A 17,094-nucleotide genomic window follows, 5' to 3' on the forward strand; every position below is an offset into this window, starting at 1 on the left:
TCCGAGCCCCCGCGCGACTTACGCGATGAGGCCGACGTGGATGTCCGCAGCGGTCAGGAGCGGCGAGCCCAGCAGCGTGGCGACCAGTACCGCCGCGCCCGCACCGTTGCCGTCCGCGTCGTACGAGAGCCTGCCCGTGGTCGTGTCGTACAGGACGAAGTCGTCGGTGTCCTGCGCGACCGCGCCCGGACCGGAGACAAAGCTCGCCGGCGCGAGCGCACCGGCTTGCAGGCGGGTGAAGATGACGTCGCTCAGCAGCAGCTTGTCGGCGCCCCGCTCGAAATCGACGATGGTGTCGTCGTTGCCCGCGGCCGGCGCCGTATCGAACAGAAAGCGGTCGTTGCCCGCACCTCCGAAGAGAGTGTCCTCGGCCTGGCGCCCTGCGAGGTAATCGTCGTTGACGGTGCCGCGCAGGACGTTCGAGGCGGCATCGCCGAACAGCGCGGCGCCGCTCTCGCTGGCGCCCAGCATCTGCCATTGCGGCGAGAGCACGTCGTCGGCAAACGCCGCGCCGCCGGCCTTCTGGGTGCCGTCCATGAGCCACAGCGCAACCATGCCGTCGTCGTCGTTGCGCCAGGCGATATCGCTGCGGCCGTCACCGTCGTAGTCGCCGTGTCCGTCGATCACGCGCCACGACGGCGCAACGGTATCGATCGTAACGATCGCTTCGCGGACAGTGCCCTTCATCTGCCAGATCTGCACCGCGCCGTCGGCGCTGTTGCGCCAGAGGATGTCGCTCCTGCCGTCGCCGTTGTAGTCGCCGTGGACATCGAGGATGCGCCAGCTCGCCGCCATCGGCTCGAACGCGACGCCGGCGTCCTTGAGCGCACCGTTCATCTGCCACAGCACGACCATGCCGTCGGCGCTGTTGCGCCAGAGGATGTCGCTCCTGCCGTCGCCGTTGAAGTCCGCCTGCGCGTCGACGATGCTCCATTCCCACGACACGACGTCGAACGAGGCGCCGCCGGCCTTGCGGGTGCCGTCCATCTGCCACATCGCGAGCATGCCGTCGTTCACATTGCGCCACAGGATGTCGCCCTTGCCGTCTCCGTTGAAATCCGCGTTGGCCGCGACGATGCTCCAGTCCGCGCTCACGCTGTCGACGACGGCCGTCGTCGGCGCCTGCGTGCCGTTCATCTGCCAGATCGATACCGTGCCGTCGCTGCCGCGCCAGAGGACTTCGCTGCGGCCGTCGCCGTCGTAATCGGCATGCGCCTCGACGATGCGCGAGCCCAGCGGCAGCACGTTATTGACGAAGACCGCGCCGGTTTCCTTCTGCGCGCCGTTCATCTGCCACAGCGCGACGGTGCCGTCGGAGACGTTGCGCCACAGCACGTCGCTTCTGCCGTCGCGGTTGTAATCCCCGTAGGTGTCGACGATCCGCCAGTCCGCCGCCACCGTATCGATGGTGCTCGTGGCGCCGATCTGCGTGCCGTTCATCTGCCACGTCGACACCGTGCCGCTCGCGCTGTTGCGCCATAGGATGTCGGACTTGAAGTCCCAGCCGAAGTCGGTCTGCGCCGGTCCGTCGACACGGCGCACGGCGTCGTCGAACTGCAGCCATTCGACCGTGGACACGCTGTCATCGCCATCGATCCCCCGCACGATGACGCCCGAGCCCGTGCCGCTCGTCACGTACGAGCTCGTGCTCCCTGCGAACCGGGCGACGTCCACGCCGGCGCCGCCGATCAGGATGTCGTTGCCGGCCGCGCCATTGAGCACATCGTTGCCGGCCTCGCCCGAGATGCGATCGCTGCGCACCGTGCCGCGCAGGACGTCAGCGGCGCCGCCGCCCGCGATATCCGCGCCGCCGTCCGGGCCGCCGAGAAACTGACGCTGCGGCTTTATCAGGTCGGTGAAAGCGGCGCCGCCGAGCTTCTGCGTGCCGTTCATGAGCCACACCGCGACCAGACCGTCGGCGTTGTTGCGCCACGCGATGTCGCTCCTGCCGTCGCCGTTGTAGTCGCTGTGACCATCGATGATGCGCCAGTCGAGACCGACCGTGTCGACCGTCGCCGCCGCTTCACGCGACGCACCGTTCATCTGGAATACCTGCACGGCGCCGGTGAGCTTGTTGCGCCAGAGAATGTCGCTCCTGCCGTCGCCGTTGTAGTCGCCTTGCGCGTCGACAATGCTCCAGTTCTCGTCCAGCCCCGCAACCGCATCGAACGACGCCAGGACCGTTCCGTTCATCAGCCAGACCTGGAGGAGGGGAGCTTCCGTCAGCCGCCACAGAATGTCGCTCCTGCCGTCGCCGTTGTAGTCGGCGTGCGCGTCGACGAGGCTCCAGTTCGCGCCGATCGTGTCCACCGCGACGCTCGACGGGGTCTGGGTACCGTTCATCAGCCACATCGACACCGCGCCGTCGGCGCTGCGCCACAGGATGTCGCTCTTGCCGTCGCCGTTGTAATCGCCGTGCGAGTCGACGAGCCTCGTGCTCGGCGGCAGCGCGTTGGCGAACACGACGCCGCTCTCCTTGCGCGTACCGTTCATCTGCCAAAGCGCGACGCTGCCGTCGTTCACGTTGCGCCACAGGACGTCGGTCCTGCCGTCGCCGTTGTAGTCGCCGTAGGTGTCCACCGCCGTCCAGGCCGAGCTCACGCTGTCGATCGCCGCGGTCGCGCCGACCTGCGTGCCGTTCATCTGCCACACCGAGACCGCCCCGGTCGCCGCGTCGCGCCACAGCATGTCGGAGCGGCCGTCGAAATCGAAGTCCCTGACCAACCGCACCTCGGTCTGATCCGCGGCGATGCGGCGATCGGCAAACTGCAGAAACTCGACGTTCGCCAGCGTGTCCGTACCGTCCGGGCCGCGCACGACGGTCGACGTGCCGTTGTGCGTGATCGCGTAGGCGCTCCGTGCCTGCGTGTACACGGCGACGTCCTCGCCGACCCCGCCGTCGAGCGTGTCGTTGCCCGCGCCGCCGATGAGCGTGTCGTCGCCGTCTTTGCCGCTGAGCGTGTCGTCGCCCGTCGCTCCGTCGAGGCGGTTCGCCTGCTCGTTGCCAATCATCAGATTGGGCCGGTCGTTGCCGGTGCCGTCGATCGCCGGTCCGGAGAACATGACGAGGTTCTCGACGAACGGCGTGAGCGTATACGTGACCCAGGTCGAGACGGTGTCGATGCCCTGATCCGAAAGCTCGATGACGACATCGCCCGCGTCTTCGACGATGTATCGATCGTTGCCCGCGCCGCCGCGAAGCGTGTCGTTGCCGCTGCGTCCTTCGAGGACGTTGTCGCCGCTGTTCCCGGTGATGTCGTTCCCCGCCGCATTGCCGGTGCCGTTCAGGTTCGCGCTGCCGGTGAGCACGAGGTTCTCGACGTTGTCCGGCAGCGCGTAATCGATCGAGGCGCGGACGGTATCGATGCCCTCGTCCGCAAGCTCGATTACCGGTTCGGGAACGATGCTGCCGTTACCGAAGTTGTAGCGGAACGTGCCCGTCACCGGCGGTGCGCCGGGGCTTTCGGAGTGGTGCTCGTAATCGGCGGAGAAGCTCAGCAGCCTGGGCGAGCTGCCGCTGTAATCGACCTGTATGAAGTTGACGACAAAGGTCCCGAAGACCTGGTTGGATCCGCGGCCGTCGCCGGACAGGTCGAGGCCCGGGTGACCGGGTTGGACGAACGCGGCGCGCTGCGCATCCTTGTAGACGCCGGGCAGCAGGTTGACCCCGAGCTGGAACGTGCTGACCTCGAAGCTCCACCAGTGAGTGAAGTTCGGCTCGGTGTACCAGAGGCTCAGCGCGTCGACGACGCCGTCGTTGGTGCGGTCGCCGAGCGTGATCTGGAAGTTGCCCGTCGCGGGGCTGTAGACCTGCGTGCCCTGCGTGATGTAGGCGCCCGGCGCACCGGTCATCGTGAGCACGGTCGGCCCGTTCGAGCCGTCGGCGTCGGTGACGATATAGGTATCGTTGCCCGCGCCGCCGATCATCGTATCGATGCCGGCGCCGCCGTCGATCACGTCGTCGCCGCCCAGCCCGCGCAGCGTGTTGGCGGCGGCGTTGCCGATGATCACGTTCGCGGAATCGTTGCCGGTGCCGTTGATCGCGTAGACGCCGCCAAAGCTCGCCGGGGCCTCGAGCGTGAGGTTCTCGACATTCGCGCCGAGCGTGTAATCGATCTTGGAGAGGACGGTGTCGGTACCCTCGCCTGCGCGCTCGATGATTTCGGGGGTGCCGCTCTGCACGATGTACGTGTCGTCACCCCCGAGTCCTTCGAGGATGTCGGCGCCGCCGTTGCCGTCGAGGCGGTTGCCGGCAGCGTTGCCGATCAGGTGGTCGGCCGCCGACGTCCCGATGGCGTTCTCGATAGTCGTGCCGTAGGCGATGCCGAGAAGGCCGCCGTTCGAGAACGTCATCACTGCGCCGGGCCGCAGATCGATGAGCACGCCCGCGCTCATGAACTGGGCGCTCAGCGTATCGGTGCCGCCGGCATCCCACAGCGCCTTCATCGTGCCGTCGATCGAGTAGGTATCGTCGCCGGTGTGGTACGTCATGTTCGCGCCGTAGATCGCCTGGATCGCGAGGATGTCGTACAGCATCGGCGTGCGCGCGTATTCGGTCGCGCCGTCGAACGGCGCGTCGGCCATGATGCTGTAACGCTCGTCGTCGACGGCGGACAGCCCGAGCGAGTCATACGTCGGACGGCTGTTCAGACCGTCGTCGTACGTGTGCTTCAGCCCGAGCGCGTGGCCGATCTCGTGCAGGATCACCTGGAAGCCCGCGTTTCCGGGCGACATGAAACCCGCGAGCAGCGCGTCGTTCAGGAAGATGTCGCCTTCGGGGCGCGGGTACGTGGCGCGGGTGTAACCGGTCTCGCTCAGCAGGATGTCCGAGGCGGCGGCGCTCGGGAAAATGCCGATGCCGCCGACGTCGTCACCCAGCTCGGCGCCGACCGGCGTCACCGCGATGTCGGCCGTGCTCGCGGTGAAGACCGTACCGCTGCCGGTTTCGATGAACGCGACGTTGGCGACATTCGACCACTCGGCGAACGCACGCCGCACCGCATCGCTCAGCGAGAAATTCCACGAGCCGTTCGCGGTGTCGTTGTTGCTGAGCGAATAGGTGATGATCGGATTGGCCGTGCTGAACTGCCACTTCGAGCCCTGCACCAAACCGTCGATGCGGGAATCGCCGGTCAAGCCGACGGCGTTGCTGACTGGAGTCGCCATTGAAAGTACGCGGGTCTGGTTATGAACGATGGCCGCTTCTTGGGGAGCGGCGCTCTCGCATGATATCAGCGCGGCGTCCCTACCTCCCCTGTAAACAACTGATTTGACGTAAAAATTCCGTACATACGACCATACTGTGGAACGGAATCTACCGAAACGGGAGGTTTACGGTTTCAACGCGAAGCGTCGTGGTCGACGCTCGCCCACCGACAATTCCGACCTGCGCGGTTCAGACGATGACGTGCCACTCGTTGCCGACCGGTCCGCTGCCGATCGCCGTATCGACGTAACCGCCGGCCGCATTCATGATCCATGCGTGCAGCGCGCCGTCGCTGTTGCGCCAGAGAATGTCGGAGACCCCGTCTCCGTTGCGGTCGGAGACCCGCCTCGTAGTTGTTGACGACGTAATCGCGGCCCCATCCGGCATCGAACACATAAGTGTCGGCGCCGATATCGCCGTTCAGTTGGTCGTCGCCTACGCCGCCGGTCAACCCATCGTCGCCGCCTCCGCCGCTCAGCGTGTCGTCGCCTGTTCCGCCGGTCAGCGTGTCGTTCCCGGTCTTCCCGAAAATCCGGTCATTCCCGCCGGCACCGTCGAGGACATCGTTCGTCGAGTCGAAGCCCCGGATGTCCTGCGGCGCGGCGGTCCCTGCATACGCCTTCGCATAGATCGTCGCCACGTCCCACACCGTTCCGTCGACGAACCGTACCTGTTCGACGCGCTCGTTGTTGGACGTGGAGTCGCCGAAGAACTGCCGTAATACGGTGATGAGCCGCGTCCGAACCTTATGGTGTCGTTGCCGGGACCAGGCGAGAGGCGATCATTGCCCGCACCGCCGTCGAGCACGTCGTCGCCTTCGTTGCCGTACACTTCGTCGTTGCCGGCGCCGCCTCTCAGCGACACTCTCACCGGCGGCGACGCCGATGACACCATCAAGGCAACAGCTGCGAGTTTTTTTCGCATGATAAAACGCCGGATCAAAGGAAACGCTGGAGAACGTGATTAGGGCGTGAAGACTCGGCGCACAGCGCGAGGCCACGCACAGATAGAGACCACGTCAGCGAGATTGATGGTAGTCGCGGCGCGCTTATTTTTATATTCGTATCACGCCGTTCGCACTATACAGCGCGGCTATCACCGTCGTCCACGCGGCCCCCCTAGCGAATGACGTTTCGTAGACAGTTACGGCGCATCGTGAGCGAGACCACTCGGCGACGCTCCCTTAGGGAGGCCAGCGGATGCAAGAACTCCTACACGCATTACGGCCTCAACGTCTCCGACCGGTCGTCCTCCACCATCGCCTTCAGCGTCTTCGACTTGAACTCGCGCGCGTAGAGGACGTAGATCACCCAGCCGGTCGCGACGATCATCAGCAGCGGGTGGAGAAACCACGCCAGGGCGGCGAGGCCGAAGTAGTACGCGCGCAGGCCGTTGGTGAAGTTGGTCTGGGCGTACGAGGTGATGCGCGCGATGCGGTTGATCACCGGCGCGTGCTGCTCGGGGTTGTTGTCTTTCACCTGCGGCGGCGCGGCGCCGATCAGCGTCGCGCAGTTGCCGAGCTGGCGGATCGCCCACGTGAACTTGAAGAACGCGTAGGTGAAGATCACGACCAGCAGCATGATCTTGATCTCGATGAGCCGCGCGGACGCGCGATACGTGAACGGCAGGCCGGAGACCACTTCCATCGTCTGCTGCACGTAGCCGGTCAGCGCGATCAGCGCGCCGAGCACGAGCATGGTCGTCGACGCGAAGAACTGCGAGCTCCTCGTCAGGTTGCGCATGATGTTGATGTCGACCATGCGGTTGTCGCGCTCGATCATGCGCACCATCCACTCGCGGCGGAAGGCGTCCATGGTGTTGTGCAGGCTGGGCACCTTGAGCTCGTGGCGCACCGCGAAAGCGGCGTAGCCGGTCCACGCGACGATAAAGAAGACGAGACCGGTGACGTCGAGCCACGTCGCCGCAAGCTCGCGCAGCACTCCCATCAGAGGAACAGCGTGAGCACGCCGGTATAGCCGTAGAGACGGTTGTGCGAGATCTCGCCGTTGCAGAAGAAGCCGACGAGCGGCACGTCGCCGAGCGCGGACTGGATCATCTTCAGCTCTTCCGAGTTCGGGCCGAAGAGGCTCGCGCCGCGGCCGATGCACGAGTAGTACACCGCACCGCGCGGCGGCGCGTACAACCCCTGCTTGATGCTGTCGAGCATGCGCGTCATGTCTTCGTGCGCGGTGTCGGCGTCGCGGCGGCAGAACATCACGGTCGAATCGGGACGCAGCATCTCGCCGATCGCGACGAGCTTGTTCGACGGATCGAGCCCGACGAGGTTGCGCACGAGGTAGTCGCCGGTGTCGCTGCCCTTGATCGGCAGACCGGCGAAGACGATGCCGCCGATGCGATCGATCTCGTTCGCGAGCTCTTCGCCGATGTCCTCGAGGAAGACGTCGAGCGCGGGCCGGCCGTCGAGCGTGACGAGGATGTTGCGCTGTGCGCCGGTCACCGCGTGCCTCGGTCCGATCGGCGAGCAGCCCTGCGTGAGCCGCGTCGCGATCGTCACGGTGTCGGCGAACGCGACGCCCGAGATGCCGCCGTCGAGGACGCGGTCTGCGATCTGGAGATTGTGCTGACGCGAGCTGGTGAGACCGCCGACGAGGAAGTTGCTCTCGACCTTGTCGGCGAGCCTGGTGACGATGTCACCGACGTGCTCGTTGTACGGGTCGGCGTGGACGAGCGCGAATGCGGCCTGCGAGCCTTCCACTTTGAGCTCGAGCTTCTTCACGTCGTCCTGGCTGCCGATGCCGGAGAACACCTTGAACGAGCCCGGCTCGAACTCGCCGATCATCACCGCGGCCGCGGGCTCGTCGAGGTACTCGCGGCCGCTCGCGCACACGCCGAGGCCGATCGTGCCGACCCAGTGGGGGACGCCGGTCGTCTTGCGCACCAGCGCGAGGATGTCCGAAAGGTTTTCGGCGACGCGATCGGTCGCGTACAGGAACCCGAGCGTGCCCGTCGCGCCTTCGAGCGCTTTCGCGAGGGCCTGCGCGACTTCGCGCCAGTCGCGGCCGTTCGCGTGCGCGAAGCGGAATTGAGTCATAAGCGTCGTCCTGGCGCAGGCCAGGATCCATTTTGAATCCGGGAATGGATTCCCGCCTTCGCGGGAATGACGACGCTCTCGATTCCCGCCTTCGCGGGAATGACGGTCCTCACTGCCGCTTGACCCAGCCGGGCAGCGCTTCCACGCGCTTCACCCACGCCTGCACCGAAGGATAGTCCTCGAGCCTGAAACCGCCTTCGGGCGAGACCGCAACATAGGGATAGCACGCGAGGTCGGCGATCGTCGGCCGGCCCATGGCGAGCCAGTCGTTCTTCTTCAGCCGGCCTTCGAGCACCTTCAGGCCGTTGTTGCCGTAGCCCTGGTATTCGTCGACGTTGCCCTGCTTGATGCCATTCTTCACGCCGCGCGCCCACTGCAGGCCGTAGTGAAGCTCGTTGTTGGACAGCGCGAGCCACTGCATCACTTCGGCCAGGCCGGCCGGGTCGGTGGGCAGCCAGCGCTCGCCGCCGTGCTTGCGCGCGATGTAGACCAGGCACGCGGTCGAATCCCAGAAGTTGCGCCCCTCGTCTTCCAGCGCCGGCAGCTGTCCGCGCGGATTGATCGCGAGATAAGGCGGCTGCTTGTGCTCCTTCGCCTTGGTGTCGACGATCGCCTTCTCGTACGGCACCTTGAGCATCTCGAGCAGGAGGCGCGGCTTGTAGGCGTTGCCGGACGAATCGGACATGTAGAGCTTCATGAGGACCTCCGCGAGTGAGCGGAAATCCTAGCACGACAGCTCGCTACGCTCGCGCACCGATTACGCCAAGGAGGGAAACCAAGGTTTCCCTCCTTGAACCTCCTTTCCTTCCGCCTCCGGCTCCTGCCTAATCCACGGCAATGACCACCAGCGCCAGCGCTGCCGCGACACCCGCCGGGACGCCGAAGCGCTCCAGCCTGGACACGCTCTCGCCCGCCACGACCTGCACCGGCACGCTCGTGAGCTCGAGCACCCGGTTGGTGACCGAGTCCTCGATGAGCCGCGTGAGCGAATTCTTGCGCGCGGTGCCCATGACGATCTGGCCGACGCCGAGGCGCTCGGCGGCGCGGGTGATCGTCTCCGCCCGCTCCCCGAGCTCGACGTGCTCAGCGAACGGCACGCCGAAGCGCTTGAGCATCTCGCGCGCCGACGCGAGCGCCTTGTCGGCTTCGTCGCGGTGGAAATCCTTGCGCGTCTTGCGGGACAGGAACCTCGCGGCATGCTGCGTGAGCGGCGTGCGCACGTGCAGCAGGTGCAGCTCCATCTCGTGATTGCTCATGTACTGGTTGATCACGTGGCGCACCGCGCGCAACGCATTCGGCGAGCCATCGACCGGCAGCAGGATCTTGTTCATGGAACCTCCTTGTGTGGCGCCTTCCGGCGTGATGACGGTCGGCTCAGTGGAAACATTGACATCGATGACGAGCTCCGCGACGCGGCTGCGGACCTGCGCGTGATTGACGAGGAAGCCGCCGATCACGATGCCGCCGATCACCAGCGCGTAGGCGAGCGGTTTGACGAAGGCGTACTGCGCGAGGAATTCCTCGAGCAGCGGCTCGCTGGTGACCATCTTCACCGCGGTCCACGCGAGCACGCCCGCGCCGACGTAGACGATGACCGGGAAGCGCTCGACGTACTTGAGGATGAGCTGACTGCCCCAGATCACGATCGGGATGCTGATGAGCAGGCCCAGCACGACGAGCAGGAAGCTGCCCTGCGCCGCGCCGGCGACCGCGAGCACGTTGTCGAGACCCATCAGCGCGTCGGCGATGACGATCGTCTTCATCGCGCCGAAGAACGTGGTCGAGCCGCCGACGTGGTGTCCGTCCTCGCTCTCGTTGTCGATGACGAGCTTCCACGCGATCCATATCAGCAGCGCGCCGCCGATCGCAAGCAGGCCGGGGATCTTGAGCAGCCACACCACGACGAGCGTCATCGCGGTGCGCACGACGATGGCGCCCAGCGTGCCCCAGACGATCGCGGGTTTACGCAGCTGCGGCGGAAGACTTCGGGCCGCGAGCGCGATCACGATCGCGTTATCGCCCGCGAGCACGAGGTCTATGACGATGATGGCGAGTAGCGCCGAGAGAAAATCGGTCGAGAATAGCTCCATATCCGCTCCAGTCGGTTGCAAGATCCTCTCCGACCGCAACGGAAAGAGACCCGCCGGTCGGCGAGGTCTCGCTTGCGCGAGCCTTAAGCGGGGCTTAAGGCACTGCGCTGGGCAACCGGGGCTTTGCGGGCCCGGACTGACGGCTGCGCCACGGGCAGGACATCCTGCCGAAGCTACTCCCCTCTAGAGGGACGTCCGCGCGACGTGCGCGGACGAGCGGATTATCGAAACGGATGCTCCGCGAGGGAAATGAAGTTTGAGCATCACGTCCATGGAAATTGCTGAAGCATAGTAAATCGCAATCGACCACATAGAACAATTCAATCGCATTCGAGTTGACCACCATCAAAACGCAATGCTGTAATACGTACGCGCTTCGACGGATACGTCGAAGCGCTCCCTGCAAAGGGGAGTAGCTTGGGCGGCGCGAAGTTCCGCCGCCACGGAGCGATCGTCATTCCGAGGTACACGCATCACGTATCTCCGGTCGCTCTGGCAACCGTCAAGGTTGTGAGCGAGACCTTTGCCCGGTACGGGCGAAGGATGCGTAAAAGCTGAAGAACACGCGGCCTTTTCCCGGCGGGGGTAAAGGCCGTTTGTATATGTAGCGCGGGACTTCTCGGTGCGCGATGAGCGACCGACGCGTTACTGCAAGCGGTGAAGAGAATCGTTTGCAGCTCACGCGAGGAACACAATGCCAGCCACACGCACCGAACGTTTTTTCAGACACGGCACGCTCCCCCAGATGCGCGTCTTCGAGGCCGTCGCCCGCCTCGGAAGCTTCACCCGCGCCGGTGAAGAGACCCACATGGCGCAACCCACCGTCTCGGTGCACATGAAGAAGCTCGCCGAGACCGTCGGCGCGCCGCTGGTGCACATCTCGGGCAAGAAGATCGAGCTCACGCCGGCGGGCGAAGCGCTGTACGTCGCGGTCCGCCGCGTGATGCAGACGTTCAAGGACCTCGACGAATCGCTGGCGGCGATCTCGAAGGTCACGCCGGTGAAGCTGCGCATCGCGACGACGACCGCGGGCGAGCACCTCATGCCGGCGCTGCTCGCGCAGTTCGTGAAGCGCCATCCCGGGGTCGACGTCTCGCTGCACGTGAGCGCGCGCCACAGTGTGCTGGAGCGCTACGCACGCCACGAAGACGACCTCTATCTCCTCACCGACCCGCCCGGCGAAGGCGACGGCGAGCCGATATTGCCCAATCCGCTCGTCGCGCTCGCGTCGAGCGATCACCCGCTCGCGCGGGAAAAGCGCGTAGTCTTCGAGCGCTTCGCGCGCGAACCGCTGCTCGTGCGCGAGCCCGGCTCGGGCACGCGGCTCGCGACCGACGAGGTGTTCGCGCTCCAGGGCATCAAGCCGCGCATCGCGATGGAGCTCGGCAGCAGCGAGAGCATCAAGGAAGCGGTGCTCGCCGGCCTCGGCGTGGCGCTGCTGCACCGCTATGCGCTCGGCCCCGACATCGAAGGCCGCCGGTTGTGCATCCTCGACGTCGAAGGCCTGCCCTACGAAGGCCACTGGCACGTCATCCGCCCGGCCTCGCCGCGCGTCTCGCCGGTCGCCAAGTCGTTCGTCGAGTTCGCGATCAGCGAGGCGCCGCGCATCTTCGCCGAGCGCCAGAACTCCGTTGTGCGTCAGAGTGCGCGCGAGGTGAGCGGCCTATAATGGCCGCATGGACGGCACCCACGAAGCGCTGCTGCGCAGCGATGTCGCCGGCGTAGCGACTCTCACCCTCAACCGCCCGCAGCAGTACAACGCGTTCTCCTCAGCGCTGATCGCAGCGCTGCAGCACGCGCTGCATGACATCGCGCGCGACAGCTCGGTGCGCGTGGTGGTGATCGCCGGCGCCGGCAAGGCGTTTTGCGCGGGCCACGACCTGAAGGAGATGCGCGCGCGGCCCGAGCTCGTCGACGAGGTCTTCTCCGACTATTCGAGAGCGATGCTGGGCCTCACGCGCCTGCCGCAACCGGTGATCGCGCGCGTGCACGGCATCGCGTTCGCCGCGGGCTGCCAGCTCGTCGCGCAGTGCGATCTCGCGGTCGCGGCGGAGAGCGCGCAATTCGCGACGTCCGGCGTGAAATTCGGGCTTTTCTGCAGCACGCCCGGCGTCGCGCTCGCGCGCAACGTCTCGCGCAAGCAGGCGATGGAGATGCTGCTCACCGGCGAGCCGATCGACGCGAAGACCGCGCTCGAGCGCGGCCTCGTCAATCGGGTCGTCGCCGCCGATGCGCTGGATTCGACGATTGCCGATCTGGCCGGCGCCATCATCGAGAAGACGCCGGTCGCCGTCGCCGCAGGAAAACGTGCGTTCTACGAGCAGCTCGACGCCCCGCTCGCCGCCGCCTACGAGATCGCCTCTCAGGCGATGGTCTGCAACATGCGAACGCACGACGCGGCGGAGGGGATCGACGCCTTTGCCGCGAAGCGCAAGCCGGTCTGGCGCGGAGCATGAAGGCCGTATAGGTCCAAAGACCAACGGCAATAATGCCGGATTTCGACCATTCGGCTTTGTCCCTATTCCCACGCTTGGTCCGCATGTAATAAATTGCCCTACGGGCGCACTATTTCCGCTTTTAGACGGGGCGCCCGGAAAGCCCTCCCCCCCTTCCCCAAGGAGAGCACCATGAACGTCTGCGCGCGCTTGCTCGTTCTGTGCGGGCTGACGGCTGCCGCTGCAACGGCTGTCGCCGGCACTGCCACCACCACCTTCACGGTCAGCGGCACGGTCGTGCCGACGTGCTCGATCAGCGCGGCAGCGCTGAATTTCGGCGCGGCCATTCCCAATCCGATCAACTCGAACGTCGACGGGCAGAGCACCGTGACCGCCACGTGCTCGAGCGGTGCGCCGTACACCGTCGCCCTCAACGTCGGCACCGGCAGCGGCGCGACGTACGCCGCGCGGCGCATGACGAGCGGCGGCAACACGCTCGTCTACAACCTCTACACCGATCCCAGCCGCAGCCAGGTCTGGGGCGACGGCACCGGCGGCAGCAACCTGTCGAACGGCAGCGGCACCGGCGCGGCGCAGGCGATCAACGTCTACGGCCGCATCACGGCCGGCCAGACGGTGCCCACCGGCACTTACACCGACACCATCACGGTCACGATCAACTTCTGATTCGCAGGCGCCACGCGTGCGGCTCGTCCGACTATTCGCGTGCGCCGGTCTCGTCGCAAGCCTCGCGTGCGCGCTCGTGCACGCGGGCTCGTTCATGGCGAACCCGATCCGGCTCGTGGTGCCGGCGGGCGCCAATGCGACTTCGCTCACGCTGGAGAACACCGGCGGCGAGCCCGTGCTCGTGCAGGCCGAGGTGCTGGCGTGGTCGCAGGCCGACGGCAAGGACGTGCTCACGCCGAGCGAGGACCTGGTCGTGTCCCCGCCCATCTTCAAAGTCGCTGCAGGCGCATCGCAGATCGTGCGCGTCGGCGTCGTCCGCCGTAACGCCGGCGACCGCGAGCTGACTTACCGCGTATTCCTTCAGGAAGTGCCGGAGCCGCCGGCGCCCGGGGCACAGGGCGTCAACGTCGCGTTGCGCCTCGGACTGCCGGTGTTCGTCATGCCGCGCGCCAACACCGCGCCGCAGCTCGCGTGGCGCGCGGTGCGCGACCCGGGCGGCGTCAGGATCACGGTCACGAATTCCGGCAACGCGCACGCGCAGCTCATCGAGTGCCGCGTCGTGCGCGAGAACGGCACGGTCGTCGCGGAGCTGCCGCTCGCAGCGTACGTGCTTCCCGGCAGCACGCGCTCGTGGGTCGTCAAGACCGGCGGCGTGTCGAGCGCGGAGAAGCTGCGCCTCTCGGTGCAGACCGCCGGCGGTCTCGTCTCGGCAGACATCACCGGGCCTTGATCGTCGCGGCGGCGATGAGCCTCGAGCTCGCGCGAGCGCCCGACCCACCTGCCGGCGTCGGCGAGCCGGTGCAGCTCACGTTGTCCCTCAGCTTAAGCGCGCTGGAAGACCTGCCGCCGCGAGCGCCGTCCGAGCCGTTGCGCTTGCGCCTCGCGGTCGCGCCGCCGACGCTCAAGGGCCCGCTCGACTTTGATGCGCTGCGTCCCGCCTTCTACGCGATACGCGTCAACCGCGAGGATTACGGCGTCGCGCGAGTGCTCGTCACGCCGGACGGGCGCTGGCTCGCGCGTGGCACCGACCTCGCGGAATGGCGGCTGCGTCTGCCGCCGGTACCACCGGTCCTCTTCGGCGGCGAGCCGCACTACCCCCTCGACGCTTACAGCGGAATCACCATCCGGGTCGACTCCGCGGCGCAGGCGCTCGACATCGAAAGCCCCGCGCAGCACTTCGCCGATACGGTGGTCGAGAGCGTCCCGTCGCCGGCCGCGCGCGCCGCGACGCCCGCTCCGGGCGCGTTCTTCAATTACGACGTGTCGCTCGACGCGAGATCGGGCGCGACGCGTCTCGGCGGCCTGTTCGAAGCGGCGACGTTCAACCAGCTCGGGGTGGGCATCGCGAGCTTTCTGGCGCAGGACATCGGCGGCGGCTCGCGCTTCGCGCGTCTCGACACCACGTGGCGGCGCGACTACCCCGGCCACATGAAGACCCTGCTGCTGGGCGACGCGATCGGCTCGAGCGGCGCCTGGGGCCGTCCGGTGCGCTTCGGCGGCGTGCGCTACGGGACCAACTTCGCCACGAACCCGGCGTTCGTGACGTTTCCGATCCCGGACCTGCGCGGCGAAGCGGTACTGCCGACGACGACCGAGCTGTACGTCGACGGCGTGCTGCGGCAGAGCGGCAACGTGCCTCCCGGACCTTTTCGCATCACCAACCTGCCGGTGGTCACCGGCCAGGGCGAAGTGCGCCTGGTCGTGCGCGACCTGCTGGGCCGCGAACAGATCGTGTCGCTGCCCTATTACGCGAGCACCGCCCTGCTGAAACAGGGGCTCGTCGACGACTCGTACGAGCTCGGCTTCGTGCGCGAGGACTACGGCATCCGCAGCACGCAATACGGACGCTTCGTGAGCGCGGCTCAGCGCCGCATGGGCATGACCGACCGACTGACGCTCGAAGGCCGTGCCGAAGTCCTGCGCGAGCAGCAGACGCTCGGCGGCGGCGCCAGCTACAGCATCCCGACCTTCGGCGTGCTCGCAGCCGCGGCCGCGGGCAGCCGTCACAGCGAGCGCGGCGAAGGCGCCCTCGGGCTGATCGCCTTCGAGCGCCAGGTGCGCACGGGCATCTCGCTCGCGGCGCGCTCGCAGTGGACGACCGAGGGCTTCTCGCAGATCGGGGTGCAGCCGGACCAGCGGGCGCCGGTACAGCTCGCCAGCGCGAGCGCAGGCATCGCGACCGCGAGCAGCGGCTCGTTCGGTGTCGCCTACGTGCGCGAGCGCCACCGCGACGCCGCGGACAACGAGATCGCGTCGGCGAGCTACACGCTCAACGTCGGGCGCTCGGCCACGCTGGTGATGTTCGCGCTGAAGCCGATCAAGGGCGGCGGCCACGCCGCGGTCGGCGTCACGCTGTCGATCGGCCTGGGCGAGCGCACGTCGGCGGCGCTCAACGTGACGGCGCAGCGCGATGCGAATGAAGCCGTGGCGCAAATCCAGAAGAACCTGCCGGCAGGCCCCGGTTTCGGTTACCGTGCGCTCGCCGGCTACGGCTCCCGCGGCGATCGCGAGGAAGCCGGCTTCGCGTGGCAGACCGACACCGCGAGCTACACCGCCGAGCTCGGCCGGGCCGACGACCAGACCGCGCTTCGCGCCGGCGCGGCGGGCGGCGTCGCCCTCCTCGGCGGCCGCGTGTTCTTCTCGCGCTCGATCACCGACAGCTTCGGGGTCGCGCACGTGCCGGGATTCGCCAACGTCGGCGTTCTGCTCAACAATCAGCTCGTGGCCACCACCGATGCGCAGGGTTACGCGATGCTGCCGCGGCTCCTGCCGTACCAGAGCAACGCGGTGCAGATCGACATGAGCGGGCTGCCGCTCGACACCACCGTCGGCGCCGGCGCGCTCGAGGCGGTGCCGTACTATCGCAGCGGTGTGCTGCTCCAGTTCCCGGTGACGCGCGCGCACGGCGCGGTCATCCGCATCGTGCTCGACGACGGCGGCGTGCTGCCTGTCGGCAGCACGGTCACGATCGCCGGGCGCCCGGAGCAATTTCCCGTCGCGGAGCGCGGCGAGGTCTACGTCACCGGTCTCGGTCCGAAGAACGTGCTGTATGCGGCGTGGAAAGGACAGCGCTGCGAGCTCGCCGTCGAGCTCGATGCCGCGACGCCGCAGCCGCGGCTCGGGCCTTTCGTGTGCCGGAACGTGCAGCGATGATCGCGCGCGCCGCCGCCTTCGCCCTCGCCCTGCTCGCCTCCTCGCTGCTGCACGCAGGCGGGTGCTTCGTCTCGGCGACCTCGGTCGCGTTCGGAAGCTATAGCGAGTTCGCGCCGATGCCGACCGACAGCGTGGGCAACGTCTCGGTCACCTGTCACGGCAGCGCAGGGGAGACGGTGGCCTACAGCATCCAGCTGAGCGCCGGGGTCAGCGGCTCGTGCGCGTCCCGCCGGATGCGTCCGGCGAGCGGCCATTACGGCGGCCTCAACTACAACCTCTACACCACGGCCGCGCGCACTCTGGTATGGGGAGACGGCAGCGGCGGCAGCGTCACGGTGAACGATGCGTACACGCTCACCGGCAAACAGGTGACGCGCAACTACCCGGTGTATGGACGCATCTTCGCGCGGCAGAAAGCGCGCGTAGGGACCTATTCCGATTACATCGTGGTGACGCTGAGCTTCTGACGCG

General features: G+C 67.0%; 12 protein-coding genes and 1 pseudogene. 6 read left to right on the forward strand and 7 right to left on the reverse strand.

Features of this window, described 5'->3' with window-relative positions:
* Nucleotides 1–18: 18 nt before the first annotated feature.
* The 7 genes and pseudogenes from VHP37_15505 to VHP37_15535 form a co-directional block, all read right to left on the reverse strand.
* Complete coding sequence (locus VHP37_15505) at nt 19–5,166, reverse strand: FG-GAP-like repeat-containing protein (protein HEX2827759.1); 5,148 nt, start codon at nt 5,164–5,166, stop codon at nt 19–21.
* 173 nt (nt 5,167–5,339) lie between these two features.
* Nucleotides 5,340–5,846, reverse strand: coding sequence for a hypothetical protein (locus tag VHP37_15510; GenBank protein HEX2827760.1), 507 nt, complete (start codon nt 5,844–5,846; stop codon nt 5,340–5,342).
* 580 nt (nt 5,847–6,426) lie between these two features.
* The gene (locus VHP37_15515; GenBank protein ID HEX2827761.1) at nt 6,427–7,152 is read right to left on the reverse strand and encodes a DUF599 domain-containing protein; all 726 of its coding nucleotides are present in this window, start codon (nt 7,150–7,152) and stop codon (nt 6,427–6,429) included.
* Complete coding sequence (locus VHP37_15520) at nt 7,152–8,258, reverse strand: FIST N-terminal domain-containing protein (protein ID HEX2827762.1); 1,107 nt, start codon at nt 8,256–8,258, stop codon at nt 7,152–7,154. The genes VHP37_15515 and VHP37_15520 overlap by 1 nt, the downstream gene beginning before the upstream one ends.
* A gap of 109 nt (nt 8,259–8,367) precedes the next feature.
* Entirely contained in the window at nt 8,368–8,955 is a 588-nt protein-coding gene (locus VHP37_15525; GenBank protein HEX2827763.1) for a glutathione S-transferase family protein, read from the reverse strand.
* A gap of 127 nt (nt 8,956–9,082) precedes the next feature.
* On the reverse strand, nt 9,083–9,589 hold the full coding sequence (locus VHP37_15530; GenBank protein ID HEX2827764.1) for a universal stress protein: 507 nt from the start codon (nt 9,587–9,589) through the stop codon (nt 9,083–9,085).
* Nucleotides 9,590–9,694: 105 nt separating this feature from the next.
* A pseudogene (locus VHP37_15535) lies at nt 9,695–10,348 on the reverse strand (TerC family protein).
* A gap of 745 nt (nt 10,349–11,093) precedes the next feature.
* Between VHP37_15535 and VHP37_15540 the strand changes: the two are divergent.
* From VHP37_15540 to VHP37_15565, 6 genes are all read left to right on the forward strand, one after another.
* On the forward strand, nt 11,094–12,017 hold the full coding sequence (locus VHP37_15540) for a LysR family transcriptional regulator (protein ID HEX2827765.1): 924 nt from the start codon (nt 11,094–11,096) through the stop codon (nt 12,015–12,017).
* A 7-nt stretch (nt 12,018–12,024) separates the two neighbouring features.
* Nucleotides 12,025–12,804, forward strand: coding sequence for an enoyl-CoA hydratase (locus tag VHP37_15545; protein HEX2827766.1), 780 nt, complete (start codon nt 12,025–12,027; stop codon nt 12,802–12,804).
* A 171-nt stretch (nt 12,805–12,975) separates the two neighbouring features.
* Nucleotides 12,976–13,470: a spore coat U domain-containing protein gene (locus VHP37_15550; protein ID HEX2827767.1), complete on the forward strand. Its 495-nt coding sequence runs from the start codon at nt 12,976–12,978 to the stop codon at nt 13,468–13,470.
* Nucleotides 13,471–13,486: 16 nt separating this feature from the next.
* Nucleotides 13,487–14,200, forward strand: coding sequence for a molecular chaperone (locus VHP37_15555; GenBank protein HEX2827768.1), 714 nt, complete (start codon nt 13,487–13,489; stop codon nt 14,198–14,200).
* 14 nt (nt 14,201–14,214) lie between these two features.
* Nucleotides 14,215–16,623: a fimbria/pilus outer membrane usher protein gene (locus VHP37_15560; protein HEX2827769.1), complete on the forward strand. Its 2,409-nt coding sequence runs from the start codon at nt 14,215–14,217 to the stop codon at nt 16,621–16,623.
* The gene (locus VHP37_15565; GenBank protein ID HEX2827770.1) at nt 16,620–17,090 is read left to right on the forward strand and encodes a spore coat U domain-containing protein; all 471 of its coding nucleotides are present in this window, start codon (nt 16,620–16,622) and stop codon (nt 17,088–17,090) included. The genes VHP37_15560 and VHP37_15565 overlap by 4 nt, the downstream gene beginning before the upstream one ends.
* The last annotated feature ends 4 nt before the right edge of the window (nt 17,091–17,094 follow it).

Source organism: Burkholderiales bacterium (genome assembly GCA_036262035.1).
In the GTDB taxonomy this organism is placed as follows: Bacteria; Pseudomonadota; Gammaproteobacteria; order Burkholderiales; family SG8-41; genus JAQGMV01.